17 protein-coding genes are annotated in these 15,101 nt (G+C 42.4%); all 17 read left to right on the top strand.

Annotated features, from left to right (window positions below; genetic code table 11):
• The first annotated feature begins 34 nt into the window (after window positions 1-34).
• The 17 genes from atpE to ACFX4X_RS01285 all read left to right on the top strand — a co-directional run bounded on the left by atpE (window position 35) and on the right by ACFX4X_RS01285 (window position 15,101).
• On the top strand, window positions 35-259 hold the full coding sequence (gene atpE / locus ACFX4X_RS01365; protein WP_061141280.1) for a F0F1 ATP synthase subunit C: 225 nt from the start codon (window positions 35-37) through the stop codon (window positions 257-259).
• A 150-nt stretch (window positions 260-409) separates the two neighbouring features.
• Complete coding sequence (gene atpF, locus ACFX4X_RS01360) at window positions 410-928, top strand: F0F1 ATP synthase subunit B (protein WP_317777930.1); 519 nt, start codon at window positions 410-412, stop codon at window positions 926-928.
• Complete coding sequence (locus tag ACFX4X_RS01355) at window positions 925-1,461, top strand: F0F1 ATP synthase subunit delta (protein WP_377381017.1); 537 nt, start codon at window positions 925-927, stop codon at window positions 1,459-1,461. Before atpF ends, ACFX4X_RS01355 begins: the two co-directional genes overlap by 4 nt.
• Window positions 1,462-1,485: 24 nt before the next feature.
• The gene (atpA, locus tag ACFX4X_RS01350) at window positions 1,486-2,994 is read left to right on the top strand and encodes a F0F1 ATP synthase subunit alpha (protein WP_061465699.1); all 1,509 of its coding nucleotides are present in this window, start codon (window positions 1,486-1,488) and stop codon (window positions 2,992-2,994) included.
• 37 nt (window positions 2,995-3,031) lie between these two features.
• Complete coding sequence (locus ACFX4X_RS01345; RefSeq protein ID WP_061465697.1) at window positions 3,032-3,892, top strand: F0F1 ATP synthase subunit gamma; 861 nt, start codon at window positions 3,032-3,034, stop codon at window positions 3,890-3,892.
• Window positions 3,893-3,980: 88 nt separating this feature from the next.
• Window positions 3,981-5,378: a F0F1 ATP synthase subunit beta gene (atpD, locus tag ACFX4X_RS01340; RefSeq protein ID WP_061465696.1), complete on the top strand. Its 1,398-nt coding sequence runs from the start codon at window positions 3,981-3,983 to the stop codon at window positions 5,376-5,378.
• Between the two features lie 25 nt (window positions 5,379-5,403).
• Entirely contained in the window at window positions 5,404-5,805 is a 402-nt protein-coding gene (locus ACFX4X_RS01335) for a F0F1 ATP synthase subunit epsilon (RefSeq protein ID WP_061465694.1), read from the top strand.
• A gap of 372 nt (window positions 5,806-6,177) precedes the next feature.
• A complete protein-coding gene (locus tag ACFX4X_RS01330) occupies window positions 6,178-6,552 on the top strand; it encodes an NADH-quinone oxidoreductase subunit A (RefSeq protein WP_061465692.1) in 375 nt (124 codons plus the stop codon).
• A 26-nt stretch (window positions 6,553-6,578) separates the two neighbouring features.
• On the top strand, window positions 6,579-7,055 hold the full coding sequence (locus tag ACFX4X_RS01325) for a NuoB/complex I 20 kDa subunit family protein (protein ID WP_176431826.1): 477 nt from the start codon (window positions 6,579-6,581) through the stop codon (window positions 7,053-7,055).
• Entirely contained in the window at window positions 7,056-8,285 is a 1,230-nt protein-coding gene (locus ACFX4X_RS01320) for an NADH-quinone oxidoreductase subunit C (protein ID WP_377381011.1), read from the top strand.
• Between the two features lie 5 nt (window positions 8,286-8,290).
• On the top strand, window positions 8,291-9,388 hold the full coding sequence (locus ACFX4X_RS01315; RefSeq protein WP_061465687.1) for an NADH-quinone oxidoreductase subunit D: 1,098 nt from the start codon (window positions 8,291-8,293) through the stop codon (window positions 9,386-9,388).
• Window positions 9,389-10,396 carry an NADH-quinone oxidoreductase subunit NuoH gene (gene nuoH, locus ACFX4X_RS01310; protein WP_377381008.1) on the top strand — a complete coding sequence of 336 codons (1,008 nt, stop codon included), beginning with the start codon at window positions 9,389-9,391 and terminating at the stop codon, window positions 10,394-10,396.
• A gap of 33 nt (window positions 10,397-10,429) precedes the next feature.
• Entirely contained in the window at window positions 10,430-10,849 is a 420-nt protein-coding gene (gene nuoI / locus ACFX4X_RS01305; RefSeq protein WP_061465683.1) for an NADH-quinone oxidoreductase subunit NuoI, read from the top strand.
• Entirely contained in the window at window positions 10,846-11,364 is a 519-nt protein-coding gene (locus tag ACFX4X_RS01300) for an NADH-quinone oxidoreductase subunit J (RefSeq protein ID WP_061465681.1), read from the top strand. Before nuoI ends, ACFX4X_RS01300 begins: the two co-directional genes overlap by 4 nt.
• A complete protein-coding gene (gene nuoK, locus ACFX4X_RS01295) occupies window positions 11,361-11,675 on the top strand; it encodes an NADH-quinone oxidoreductase subunit NuoK (RefSeq protein WP_061465679.1) in 315 nt (104 codons plus the stop codon). The genes ACFX4X_RS01300 and nuoK overlap by 4 nt, the downstream gene beginning before the upstream one ends.
• Before the next feature lie 34 nt (window positions 11,676-11,709).
• Window positions 11,710-13,581 carry an NADH-quinone oxidoreductase subunit L gene (nuoL, locus tag ACFX4X_RS01290; RefSeq protein ID WP_284469203.1) on the top strand — a complete coding sequence of 624 codons (1,872 nt, stop codon included), beginning with the start codon at window positions 11,710-11,712 and terminating at the stop codon, window positions 13,579-13,581.
• Window positions 13,578-15,101, top strand: coding sequence for a complex I subunit 4 family protein (locus ACFX4X_RS01285; protein ID WP_377381003.1), 1,524 nt, complete (start codon window positions 13,578-13,580; stop codon window positions 15,099-15,101). The genes nuoL and ACFX4X_RS01285 overlap by 4 nt, the downstream gene beginning before the upstream one ends.

Below are 15,101 nucleotides of genomic sequence, written 5' to 3'. Positions count from 1 at the left end.
AAAATAAAACAACATTTCAAGGAGGAAATTTATCATGACAGGTTCTTTAGGTCTTATAGCTGCTGCTATCGCAGTTGGATTAGGTGCACTTGGTGCGGGTATTGGTAATGGTCTTATCGTTGGGCGTACAATTGAAGGAATGGCTCGTCAGCCAGAAGCTCGTGGTATGCTTCAAACTACAATGTTCGTCGGTATTGCGTTAGTTGAGGCACTACCAATCATCGCGGTAGTTATCGCGTTTATTGTTTTAGGTAAATAAGATAACTTGAAAAAGTTCAATAATGGCGAAGATGATCCAAGGAGACCCTTCGCCATTGCTCTGTGTTAAAGTGAACATTTATGGCACTGATAGTGTCAATTGAAAATACAGAACTTCAATAGTGAATCTCATGAAGGGAGTGAACCGAGCGTGTTAACAAGCAATTTTGTTCTTGGTCAAGCAACCCACTTTAATGGTGGGGATATCATATACCAGCTTTTAATCTTTATCATTTTGTTAGCGTTGCTTAAGAAGTTTGCATGGGGTCCGCTAATGGGCATCATGAAAGAACGTGAAGAGCATGTTGCAAATGAAATTGAAGCAGCTGAAGTTAGTAGAAAAGAAGCACTGAAGTATTTAGAAGAACAGCGTGAAATCGTAAAACAATCTCGTACTGAAGCGGGACAACTTATAGAGAATGCTAAGCAACAAGGCGAAGCACAACGTGAAGATATTATCAATCAAGCGCGTGCAGAGGCTGAACGTGTTAAAGAATCAGCAAAACGTGAAATCGTTCAAGAGAGAGAAAAAGCAGTTGCCGCCTTGCGTGAGCAAGTAGCTTCTCTATCTGTCATGATCGCATCTAAGGTGATTGAGAAAGAACTTTCATCAGCTGATCAAGAAAAACTAATAAACGAATATATTCAAGAGGCAGGAGAAGGTAAATGAGCGATATAACTGTAGCAGGACGTTATGCTGTAGCTCTTTTCCAAATTGCGAAAGAGCAAAATCTCATTAACCAACTTGAAGAAGAGCTTCGCATAGTGAATGAAGTTTTTACAAAAGATAAAGAGCTTTTAGGTTTTTTGGCTCATCCCAAAATGACAAGCGATGCAAAACGTGAAGTGTTGGCAAATGCATTTGCAGGTCTATCATCTTCCGTTCAAAACACTTTAATGTTAATGGTGGAGCGGCATCGTACAGATGAAGTGACTGCTATGGCACTAGAGTTCATTGAACTTGCGAATGAAGAAAACTCAGTTGCGGATGCGACTGTATATACAGTTAATCCTTTAACTGAAGCTGAAGCAAAAGCTGTGTCTTCAGCTTTCGCTGCAAAAATCGGCAAACGGAATTTACGCATTACTAATATTACGGATAGCAATATCATTGGCGGCATCAAACTTCAAATCGGTAACCGCATTTATGACGGTACGATTAGCGGTAAGTTAGATCGCCTTAGCAAACAACTATTAGGTTAATATTCACAGATAGGGGTGAAATTCATGAGCATCAAAGCTGAAGAAATCAGTGCGCTGATTAAAAAGCAGATTGAAAACTATCAGTCGGAAATTAAAGTAAGCGATGTAGGTACGGTTATCACTGTTGGTGATGGTATCGCACGCGTTCATGGTTTAGATAATGCAATGTCTGGGGAGCTCTTAGAATTTTCCAATGGTTCAATGGGATTAGCACAAAACCTTGAGCAAAATAACGTGGGTGTTGTTATTCTTGGACCATTCAGAGACATTCAAGAAGGCAGTGAAGTTCGCCGTACTGGCAGAATCATGGAAGTGCCAGTTGGAGAAGAATTAATCGGACGTGTCGTGAATCCGCTTGGACAACCATTAGATGGTCTTGGCCCGATCGCTACGACAAAAACTCGTCCAATCGAAAGCCCTGCAACAGGTGTAATGGACCGTAAATCTGTTCATGAACCTTTACAAACAGGTATTAAAGCAATCGATGCATTAGTTCCAATCGGTCGTGGGCAACGTGAGTTAATCATTGGTGACCGTCAAACTGGTAAAACATCAGTTGCGATCGATACAATCCTTAACCAAGCTGACCAAGATATGATCTGTATCTATGTTGCTATCGGTCAAAAAGAATCAACGGTTCGTGGAACAGTTGAAACACTACGTAAAAATGGTGCATTGGATTACACAATCGTTGTATCTGCATCAGCTTCTCAACCAGCACCACTTTTATACCTAGCTCCATATGCTGGTGTGACTATGGGTGAAGAGTTCATGTTCGCTGGCAAGCACGTTCTTGTGGTTTATGATGATCTTTCTAAACAAGCATCTGCATACCGTGAACTTTCCTTGCTACTTCGTCGTCCTCCAGGCCGTGAAGCATTCCCAGGGGATGTATTCTACTTGCACTCCCGTTTACTTGAGCGTGCAGCAAAATTGAATGACACTTTAGGTGCCGGTTCAATCACTGCGCTTCCATTTGTTGAAACACAAGCTGGAGACATCTCTGCTTACATTCCAACAAACGTTATTTCCATCACTGATGGACAAATCTTCTTGCAATCCGATTTGTTCTTCTCAGGTGTACGTCCTGCGATTAACGCTGGTCTTTCCGTATCACGTGTTGGTGGATCTGCACAAATTAAAGCGATGAAAAAAGTTGCTGGTACATTACGTCTTGACTTGGCTTCATACCGTGAATTGGAAGCATTCGCTCAATTCGGTTCTGATCTTGATGCTGCAACACAAGCAAAACTTAACCGTGGTGCTCGTACAGTTGAAGTACTTAAGCAAGATCTAAACAAACCGATCAAAGTTGAAAAACAAGTCATGATTTTCTATGCATTGACGAAAGGTCATTTAGATGATATTCCTGTATCGGATATCCTTCGTTTTGAAGAAGAATACTATGTGTTCCTAGATCGTTCTCATCCAGAATTATTAGATCACATTCGCACAACTAAAGGTCTTCCTGAAGACGCTGCTATCGTTGCTGCAATTAACGAATTCAAAAAGAACTTCGTTATTTCCGAATAATAAGGTCTAACTAATTTATAAAGGGTGGTGAGAATGAATGGCCTCTTTACGCGATATTAAGTCTCGGATTACTTCAACGAAAAAGACGAGTCAAATTACAAAAGCGATGCAGATGGTATCTGCTTCTAAAATGAACCGTGCAGAAGCTAATGCTAAAGCATATGTTCCATATATGGAAAAAATTCAAGAAGTGGTTTCTAGTATTGCGAACGGAAGCACGGATGCATCTCATCCAATGCTTACTTCACGTCCAGTTAAGAAAACCGGTTACTTGGTAATCACATCTGACCGTGGATTGGCTGGGGCTTACAATAGTAGTATCCTTCGCCACGTTCATAAAACTATTCTTGAACGCCATAAATCCAATGATGAGTTCGTCATTATCGCAATCGGAAGGGTTGGCCGTGATTTCTTTGTCAGCCGTAACATGCACGTAGAGCTTGAGGTAACTGGGATTCCTGATCAGCCGTCTTTCGCTGACATCAGCTCCCTTGCTAAATCTACAGTGAATTTATATCTGAATGAACTGTGTGATGAGCTTTATATGTACTATAACCATTATGTCAGTCCAATCCAGCAGGATGTAACGGAAAAGCAAGTCCTTCCGTTAGCTGACTTCAATACTTCCAATGCTACATTGACTTCTTATGAATTTGAACCGAATGCAGAAGAAATTCTTGAGGTATTATTACCTCAGTACGCAGAAAGTTTGATTTATGGTGCTTTGTTAGATGGTAAAGCAAGTGAGCACTCTGCACGTATGACTGCAATGAAAAATGCAACCGATAATGCAAAAGAATTGATCGATTCACTTTCATTACAATATAACCGTGCACGTCAGGCAGCTATTACTCAAGAAATTACAGAGATTGTCGGCGGTGCAGCAGCTTTAGAATAAAATCATTAAAGGGGACGGTCGGCCCGGACGAAGCTTGGCCGTTCCATAAACTCGATAGTCGTTATAAGCAACGTTAGGAGGGAAAACGATGAATATAGGACGCGTTACTCAAGTTATGGGTCCGGTTGTTGACGTGAAATTCGAAGACGGACAACTTCCTAAGATCTATAACGCGTTAAGAATCGAAAATACAGCGTCTGGTACAGGACTAACTCTTGAAGTAGCCCTTCAACTAGGTGATAATACAGTTCGTACTGTAGCAATGTCTTCCACTGATGGTTTAACCCGTGGTGCAGAGACTGTTGATACAGGAGCTCCAATTTCCGTTCCTGTAGGTGAAGTTACTCTAGGTCGTGTTTTCAACGTATTAGGGGAAAACATTGACTTATTTGAACCACTTACAGCAGAGGTGCGTCGTGATCCAATTCACAGACAAGCACCAACATTCGAAGAATTATCAACATCCGTTGAAATTCTTGAAACGGGTATTAAAGTAGTAGATTTACTTGCACCTTACATCAAAGGTGGTAAAATCGGTCTTTTCGGTGGTGCCGGTGTTGGTAAAACTGTACTTATCCAAGAACTTATTAATAACATCGCACAAGAGCACGGCGGTATCTCGGTATTCGCTGGTGTAGGTGAGCGTACTCGTGAAGGTAATGACCTATTCTACGAGATGACTGATTCTGGTGTTATTAAGAAAACAGCGATGGTATTCGGACAAATGAACGAGCCACCAGGCGCACGTATGCGTGTAGCTCTAAGCGGTTTGACAATGGCTGAATATTTCCGTGATGAACAAGGACAAGACGTTCTTTTCTTCATCGATAACATTTTCCGTTTCACACAAGCAGGTTCTGAGGTTTCTGCCCTACTAGGCCGTATGCCTTCAGCGGTAGGTTACCAACCAACACTTGCTACAGAAATGGGTCAATTACAAGAACGTATCACTTCAACTAATAAAGGTTCAGTTACATCCATTCAAGCGATCTATGTACCTGCCGATGACTATACGGATCCGGCTCCAGCTACAACTTTCGCTCACTTAGATGCAACAACAAACCTTGAGCGTAAACTTTCTGAGATGGGTATTTACCCTGCAGTTGATCCATTGGCGTCATCTTCTCGTGCTCTTAGCCCAGAAATCGTTGGAGCTGAGCACTATAAAGTGGCTCGTCAAGTGCAATCGACTTTACAGAAGTATAAAGAATTACAAGATATCATTGCCATCTTGGGTATGGACGAATTAAGCGAAGACGAAAAAGTAATCGTTGCCCGTGCTCGTAGAATTCAAAACTTCTTGTCACAAAACTTCCACGTGGCTGAACAATTCACTGGTCAAAAAGGATCTTATGTACCAGTTAAAGAAACAGTCCAAGGATTCAAAGATATCCTAGCTGGAAAATATGACGAACTTCCTGAAGATGCTTTCCGTCTAGTTGGCCGCATTGAAGAAGTTATTGCTAAAGCAAAAGAAATGGCTTAATTAAAGGGACCTAGGAGGGAATGAAATGAAGACCATTAAAGTCAATGTTGTTACTCCCGATGGCCCAGTATATGATGCAGAAGTTGAAATGGTAAGCACTAAAGCTAAAAGCGGTGAGCTGGGAATTATGGCTGGACACATTCCAACTGTAGCCCCACTTACCATTGGTGCTGTCCGTCTTAAAAATGGAAGCAACACAGACTATGTAGCTGTAAATGGTGGCTTCTTAGAAGTTCGCCCTGATGTGGTAACCATTTTAGCTCAATCTGCTGAAAGAGCTGAAACTATCGATCTTGCACGTGCTCAAGAAGCAAAAGCTCGTGCTGAACAAAGATTGCAGAACAATGATGGATCAAATGATGCCAAAAGAGCTGATTTAGCGCTTAAACGTGCCATCAACCGGATCCAAATTGCAGAAATGCGATAACTTTAAATGATGAAAACATCTGATTGAACCATTCGTGGTAAAATCAGGTGTTTTTTTATTTACCCAAATGTGGTTTTGAGGATTTTTGTCATTGAACGTCGTAATTAGGAAAAAACTGTTGATCATTCGACAAAAAAATCGAATTATAGAATATAGTTTTTTTACCATATTAATCCTTACGATCGTCGACATTAGATTGTCTTGATGATATAATGTATACGCTTACATCAATTGCTTCATACCCCTCCTTGTCACTTTGCTTCTAAAAGAATGTTACCCTGCATAATATTTAAAAATGGTATCCAACAAAAAAGAAGACAAGCAAATTTTTAATGCACATTTATCATGATTTATCCATAAAGGGAGATGAACATGGGACAGCTGCATATTTACCAAAATAACTATTTAATTGTATTTGTTTTTCTTTGTCTTGGGATTCTATTACCTGTAATCGCATTATTTCTTGGTAGGCTGCTAAGACCTTATAAACCTACAGATATGAAGCATACGACTTATGAAAGTGGAATCGAGCCTTTTCATGATTCAAGGGTTCAATTCAATGTCAGGTATTATCTATTCGGATTGATGTTCGTCATATTTGACGTAGAAACGGTTTTTCTCTATCCATGGGCGGTTGCCTACGATGAACTCGGGCTGTTTGCGCTGATTGAAATGCTATTTTTTGTCCTTATCCTTATGCTAGGGCTAATCTACGCTTGGAAAAAGAAGGTGTTAAAGTGGAATTGAAGTTAGATGAACTTACCGCTAAAGAAATGGAAGAAATGCGTCACAGTATTTTTTTATCCACACTTGAACAAATAAAAGGCTGGGCTAGAAGTAACTCGCTCTGGCCAATGACTTTCGGTTTAGCTTGCTGTGCAATTGAAATGATGGGTGTAGGTTCCTCTCATTATGATTTGGACCGTTTTGGTTCATTTTTTCGGACATCACCGAGACAATCGGATGTCATGATTGTCTCAGGAACGGTAACGAAAAAAATGGCTCCAATAATAAGTAGATTATACGACCAAATGCCAGAACCGAAATGGGTCATTGCAATGGGATCCTGTGCAACTGCGGGAGGGCCCTATGTGAACTCATACTCTGTGGTCAAAGGAGTAGATCAAATTGTACCTGTTGATGTATATATACCGGGGTGCCCCCCAAACCCAGCTGCACTTATTTATGGAATCAATAAATTAAAAGAAAAAATCCGTTACGAGGCAAAAACCGGAAAGCGGGTGATATAGATGAGTGAGAAGGAAGACTTAGTGAAACAAAAGGCAGCGGCAGCGGCCAAGGCGAAGGCTGTAGCGTTAGCCAGAAAACAGGCGAAAGGGGAAGCGGCAGAAAAGCCGGAAGGCGAAACGGATATAGCGAAGCAAAAGGCGGCGGCAGCAGCCAAGGCGAAGGCTGCAGCATTGGCTCGGAAAAAGGCGAAAGCTGAAAGTGCAGAAAAGCCGGAGGGCGAAACGGATATAGCGAAGCAAAAGGCGGCGGCAGCGGCCAAGGCGAAGGCTGCAGCATTGGCTCGGAAAAAGGCGAAAGCTGAAAGTGCGGAAAAGCCGGAAGGCAAAACGGATATAGCGAAGCAAAAGGCGGCGGCAGCGGCCAAGGCGAAGGCTGCAGCATTGGCTCGGAAAAAGGCGAAAGCTGAAAGTGCGGAAAAGCCGGAAGGCAAAACGGATATAGCGAAGCAAAAGGCGGCGGCAGCGGCCAAGGCGAAGGCTGCAGCATTGGCTCGGAAAAAGGCGAAAGCTGAAAGTGCGGAAAAGCCGGAGGGCGAAACGGATATAGCGAAGCAAAAGGCGGCGGCAGCGGCCAAGGCAAAGGCTGCAGCATTGGCTCGGAAAAAGGAATCAAGGGATAAGGATAATGATGATGATTTTGAAAATGCGAAGGCAAAGGCTATTGCAGCTGCCAAAGCGAAAGCCGCTGCTGCTGCGAAGACCAGGACCACTGTAAAGGAAAGCACGGAAGATAACACCCCAGACGAACCTTCCCCAAATCAGGCTAAACTTGATCGAATTGTTCACGCTATTGAAAGGCATGTAGGACAAGAGGCATTAATAGACCACTATATTAATAGACTATCAAAAGATGTACCCACTTTAGTGGCTAATCCGGATACATATTTCTCAATAGCAAAATTTCTGCGAAATGATGAGCAGCTTAACTTTTCGTATTTATCGGAACTTCATGGTACGGATTTTGAATCCCATATGGAAATCTATGTGCATTTACATTCATTCAATATGAACCAAGCGGTTGCCTTAAAGGTGAAGCTGGATAGGGATTCTCCCATTATTCCATCCTTGGTTCCATTATGGTCAGGAGCAAATTGGCCGGAATGTGAGGCGTATGATTTATTAGGTATTAATTTTCAGGAACACCCTGATTTAAAGCGAATTTTACTTGGTGATGATTGGAAAGGGTATCCCCTTAGAAAAGATTATCAGCCTTATGATGTGGAGGTGTAAGCCCAATGTTAAGGACGGAAGAAATGCTTCTCAATGTCGGGCCGCAGCATCCGAGTACACATGGTGTTTTTAGGCTTGTCATCAAGATTGACGGTGAAATTATAAAAGAGGCTACCCCGGTCATTGGGTATTTGCATCGAGGTACGGAGAAACTAGCGGAAAATCTGCAATATACACAAATAATTCCATATACCGACCGACTCGATTATCTAGCCGCAATGACAAATAATTATGTGCTTTGCCATGCTGTTGAAACAATGATGGGAGTGGATATCCCCGAAAGGGCAGAATATTTGCGTGTTATCGCGATGGAATTGGGCAGAGTTGCAAGCCACCTTGTCTGGTGGGGTACATACCTGCTTGATATAGGTGCGACGAGCCCTTTCTTATACGCTTTTCGAGAACGTGAAATGATCGTTAACTTATTGACTGAATTGTCAGGGGCACGACTCACATTCAATTATATGCGTGTTGGAGGTGTGAAATGGGATGCTCCTGACGACTGGATTGTGAAGGTGGCCGAGTTTGTACCTTATATGAGGGAGCAGCTTATCGGTTACCATGAGCTTGTAACAGGGAATGAAATCTTTGTGAATCGAGTTAAAGGGGTGGGCATCTATACGAAAGAAGAAGCGCTGCAGTATTCACTTAGCGGTGCTAACTTAAGGTGTACGGGTGTGAAATGGGATTTGAGAAAGAATGAACCATATTCCATTTACGACAGGTTCACCTTTGATGTTCCTACACGGGAAGAGGGTGATGCCTTTTCACGCTATCACTGTAGAATGGAAGAAATCGAAGAATCACTGAAAATCATCGAGCAGGCGGTTGAGCAATTTCCAGAAGGGCCGGTCCTTGCTAAGGTCCCGAAAATAATAAAGGTTCCTAAGGGTGAAGCGTTTGTCCGGATTGAATCACCAAGAGGGGAAATCGGCTGTTATATCGCGAGTGAAGGCAAAAAGGAGCCATATCGTTTGAAATTTCGAAGGCCTTCATTTTATAATCTGCAAATTCTTCCGAAATTATTGGAAGGGGAAAATATGGCGAACTTGATAACGATATTAGGGGCTATCGATATCGTTTTAGGGGAGGTGGATGGATAAATGATCAAGAATTTGCTCCACTCCACTCCAAGCCTACTGAATTTTGGCATATTTTTTGGTTTGGCAGTCCTGCTGTTATTCGTTGTATTAGGGTTTGTAACATATGGAATCCTATCAGAGCGGAAAATCATGGGGTTCATGCAGCTGCGTGTCGGCCCCAACCAAATTGGGGGTAAATGGGGGCTCTTGCAGACCGTTGCAGATGTTTTGAAACTTCTGATCAAGGAAGATACTATACCAAAAAAAGCCGATAAGCCGCTATATATATTAGCTCCAGTGATTGCTTTTGCTCCGGCTTTCATGGTCCTGGCCACCTTGCCGTTCACCGATGCCTTCCAATTTGCTGATATAGGTGTCGGACTGCTTTATTATATCGCCATTTCCGGCATATCGACAATCGGCATCGTCACTGCGGGTTGGGCATCCAATAATAAATATTCTTTGATTGGCGGAATGAGGGCAGCCGCTCAAATGATATCTTATGAGATTCCGTTGGTGATGTCGCTAGTGGGAATAGTCCTCTTAACAGGTAGTTTAAATTTGAATGAAATAGTCGCAGCCCAGGAGAAGGTTTGGTTCATTTTTCTTCAGCCGCTTGCGTTCATCGTGTTTTTTATTGCATCGGTTGCCGAGCTGAACAGGGTTCCTTTTGACCTTCCGGAAGCGGAGTCCGAGCTTGTTGCAGGCTATCATGTTGAATACTCTGGATTTCGCTGGGCCTTCTTTATGTTATCCGAATATGTGTATATGTTTGCAATGGCTACACTAACCACTGTATTATTTTTAGGGGGATGGAATTCTATTCCGTTTTTGGATTTTATTCCGGCAGCCATCTGGTTCGGTCTGAAGTTTAGTGCTGTTTTCTATGTGTTGGTCTGGATCCGTGTAACTTTTCCTCGTATAAGGGCAGATCAATTGATGGAATTCGGATGGAAAGTGCTGCTTCCGGTTGCATTAGCAAATATATTTTTGACGGCAATTATAAAAGAATTAATTAACCTTTTTTAAAAACTTGAGCTGGTCAGAAAGCGAGGGATTTATATGCTTGGTTTAGCAAAAGGTTTGACCTATACATTAAAGAACTTGACGAGGAAAAAAGTGACCTATGACTACCCGAATGAGCCGCTGCCGCTCCCTGACCGATTCCGAGGAATCCAAAAATTTTATCCTGAAAAGTGTATTGTATGTAATCAATGCGTGACGATTTGTCCAACCGATTGTATTCAATTAACTGGTAAAAAACATCCGGACCAGTCGAAAAAAGGTAAAATCATTGATACGTATGACATTAATTTCGAGATTTGCATTTTGTGCGATTTATGTACGGAGGTCTGCCCTACAGAAGCAATCGTGATGACGAATCAATTTGAGCTGGCGGAGTATAGCCGTGAACATTTATTTAAAAATCTGGAGTGGCTGGATGAAAATGATGAGAATATCCGGAAGGTGAATAAAGTATGAGTTTGTCCGGTGAATTAATTGCCTTTTTTGGTTTGGCACTCGTCGCCATTTTAGGCGGGGTACTGCTAATTACCTTAACTAAAGTAGTGCACATGGTAATTGCACTCGTTTTTACTTTCTTGAGCATTGCTGGCATTTATATGGTACTTTCGGCTGAGTTCGTAGCCATTGTCCAAATCCTTATTTATTCAGGGGCAATTACGATCGTGATGTTATTTGGAATTATGCTCACGAAACACCAAGAAAGTGATGAACCCGCTAAAGGGGGTTGGGGGAAATTCTCCTTACTGGCAGCGATTGCTGGATTTGCCGTGGCGGTTTATCTAGGGATTTATAATCTGGATATACCTGTACAGCCTACCGCCTTGCATGAGGAAAATACAAAACAAATAGGAATCGAACTTTTTTCAAAATATGTGATTCCATTTGAAGTAATGTCGGTACTCCTGCTTGTTGCTTTAGTCGGCGCCATCGTATTGGCTAAAAAGGATGATGAGGAGGGAGATCAATCATGACGGGAGTTCCCTTGTCGGCCTATCTTGTATTGGCACTCGTTTTATTTTGTATAGGGCTATATGGCGCTTTGACGAAAAGAAATGCGGTCATTGTATTGATTTCAATCGAACTGATGCTGAACGCTGCGAATATTAACTTAATTGCCTTCAGTAAATTCGGGGTAACGCCATCCATTACGGGTCAAGTGTTTTCATTATTCACGATTACAATCGCTGCGGCCGAGGCAGCTGTAGGGCTCGCTATTTTAATGTCCCTTTATCGCAACCGGAAGACGGTCAATGTCGATGAAATGGATATCATGAAGCATTGAAGGTTTATATAAATGAAGAAGGGGATTTGATACGATGATGGAGAACGCTTGGCTCATACCGATCTTTCCACTCGTCACGTTTCTGGTTCTGCTTCTATCAGGTGGGCGGTTGAGGGAACGAGGGGCTCATATAGGAATTATATGTACTTTGGCTTCGTTTGTTTTATCTTTGCTTGCCTTGATAGAACGGTTTAAAGAACCTACTTATAAAATATCGATTGATTGGCTTTCCTTCGGAAGGACGCAACTTACAGCGGGATTTGAAATCAATCAGCTTAATGCCTTGATGCTTGTGATCGTTTCCCTTGTCAGCCTGCTTGTTCAGATATATTCGAAGGGGTATATGAAGGGTGAAGTGCGATTCTCCATTTTTTATGCTTATCTGGGCTTCTTCACCTTTGCCATGCTTGGGCTTGTCATGGCACCTAATTTATTACAACTATATTTCTTTTGGGAATTGGTCGGGGTGGGGTCTTTCCTGCTTATTGGGTTTTACTTTTATAAAGAGGAAGCTAAGAATGCAGCAAAGAAGGCATTCATCATGACAAGGATTGGGGATGTAGGGCTCTTAATCGGTATTATTCTACTATTCTGGGAAACAGGCAGCTTTGAATATGGGGAGATCTTTCAAGCCGTTCAATCGGACGTTATATCAAATGGAAGATTGACTTTGATCGCTATTTTGATTTTTATCGGTGCGGTTGGGAAGTCGGGACAATTTCCACTACACACATGGCTTCCGGATGCAATGGAGGGACCGACTCCGGTTTCCGCATTGATTCACGCAGCAACCATGGTTGCTGCAGGGGTTTATCTGGTGGCGACCATGTTTCCGTTATTCCTGGCTAGTTTTGCTGCGATGCAGGTCGTAGCAATTACAGGTGGATTTACAGCCATCTTTGCCGCAAGCATTGCTATAGTGCAAAAGGATGTTAAGCGCGTATTGGCCTATTCTACAATCTCTCAGCTTGGTTTTATGATGCTTGCTTTGGGTACTGCTGGATATGTGGCGGGGGTGTTTCATTTAATGACCCATGCCTTTTTTAAAGCATTGCTGTTTTTGGCAGCAGGCAGTGTTATTCATGCTATACATACACAGGATTTGGAAAAGATGGGCGGATTATGGGGTAAATTGAATTGGACTGGGCCGCTGTTCTTGACTGGCACTTTGGCGATATCAGGATTCCCCTTGCTCTCGGGTTTTTTCAGTAAAGATGAAATTCTAATGGCAGCCTGGGAGAATGGAAATTATGTTTTGTTTGGACTAGCGGCTATTACCTCCTTTTTAACTGCGTTTTATATGTTCCGGCTGTTTTTCATGATCTTTGCAGGAGATTCACGCAGTCAAATAAAACAGGTCAAGGAATCACCTTCCAACATGCTACTTCCCATGCTCGCATTGGGATTGCTTGCTGTAATCAGTGGATATATCCAAACACCTTGGTTTGGAGATTTCCTGGGAGAGTGGCTTGTGGAGGGAAATGAAAATCTTCTAGGCGCCAGCCATAGTGAGGGACCTGTTTGGATAATGTTCATGGCCGTTCTTGTATCGCTGGCCGGGATATTCCTTGCTTATACGATTTACGCTAAAAAGAGGTTACATCCGGGCTGGCTTGTTAAGGAAAGCTCCGGGTTATATAGAATTTTGGAAAATAAGTATTATATTGATGAGATTTATCATTTCACTGTAGGCCATGCAATCAAAGGCTTCAGTATATTCCTATCTTATTTCGAAAGATTCATTGTCGGTGGCTTGGTATCCACTGTTACAAGCTCAATTGAAGGATTGGGGAAAATAGGGTCTAAATTGCAAACGGGGCAGGTACAGCAATATGGAATGATAGCCTTTCTGGGACTTGCGGTACTCTTGGTGATTTTTGCAGTAACTGGGGGGTATCTAAGATGAATGTTTATTTGCTCTCGCTTTTAGTGTTTTCACCTCTGCTGGGCATAGTGATGGTGGCCCTTATGCCGAAAAAAGAGGAAAGGACGATTAAACAATTTGGTTTTTTCGGAACACTGCCTCCCCTTTTCCTATCGTTCTTTCTATGCAGCCAATATTATTCGGGTGTGGCCTTATCCTTATTTGACATTAAGTTGAATTGGATAAGATTTGGGAATTTGGAGATGTATGATCCCAAGCTCTTCACGGTTGACTTTGAGTTGGGGCTGGATGGATTAAGTCTTATCTTCATATTACTGACGACAATCATTTCTTCACTGGCTGCAATCGCCTCCATTTATATAAAACAAGGATGGAAAGGTTATTATTTGTTATTTTTAATCTTGGAAATTGGGATGCTTGGTGTCTTCACGTCAGAAAATCTGATCCTTTTTTTCATATTTTTTGAAATGACGCTGATTCCCGCTTTCTTTTTAATTGGTAGATGGGGCTTTCTGGAGAGGGAGAAAGCGTCTTATAGTTTTCTGATTTATAATGGCATTGGTTCGGCGGTTTTATTGGTGGCTATTTTGATTTTGTTTGCCAGGACAGGTACGACCAATATTGCGGCTTTGACACAGATTATGACAATGGGCGGTGTTTCGCTTTTTGCACCAATATCCGGTTCGATGAAGTTTGGTTTATGTCTGGCCTTTCTCGTTGCATTTGCGATAAAGCTGCCCGTATTTCCCTTTCACAGCTGGATGGTGCGAGTCCATGCAGAAGCACCTCCATCCATAGTGATGATTCATGCAGGTGTACTATTGAAAATAGGGGCATATGGAATCATCCGGTTTGGAATGGGGATATTTCCTGAACAATATAAAAGCTTGGCCTTTACCGTTGTCCTATTTGGGGTCCTCAGTTTTTTATATGGTGCATTTTTAGCATTGGTACAAACGGATTTTAAACTTGTTTTAGCATACTCGTCAATCTCACATATGGGAATCGTCATGATGGGCCTGGGAGCCTTGAATGAAGCGGGCATTCAGGGAGCAACTTTTCAAGTCATCTCACATGGTTTTATTGCTGCTTTGTTATTTTTCTTGGTGGCTGTGTTGTATGAGCGGACGGGAACCACCATGCTTCCTAAGCTTGGGGGATTGGCCAAGTCGATGCCGATTTTTTCAGGCTTCATGTTAGCATGCGGGCTGGCCTCACTCGGTTTGCCTGGCATGTCGGGCTTCATCAGTGAATTCATGGTATTTCTTGGCTTGTTCAAGAGTCAGCCATTGCTTGCAGCAATTGGGGTGATCGGGCTGGTATTAACCGCTGTCTATATACTGAGGGCGGTCATGTTGATGACGTTCGGGAAAAATGATAGCTTGGTAGAGAAAGAGAAACGGGACCTTAGAGGCTGGGAGCTTGTACCAGCAACGGTTCTTCTCGGTTTGATAATATCCGTTGGGGTATACCCAAATTTGTTAGGCGGGCCTCTTCAAGGAACGATTAAAGCCATGATGCTAGCTCTAGGGGGGCGATGA

Source organism: Peribacillus sp. YIM B13481 (genome assembly GCF_042787985.1).
Lineage (GTDB): Bacteria > Bacillota > Bacilli > Bacillales > DSM-1321 > Peribacillus > Peribacillus simplex_A.
The sequence above is the reverse complement of the archived record's forward strand: the minus strand, read 5'-3'. Positions and strand labels throughout refer to the sequence as shown.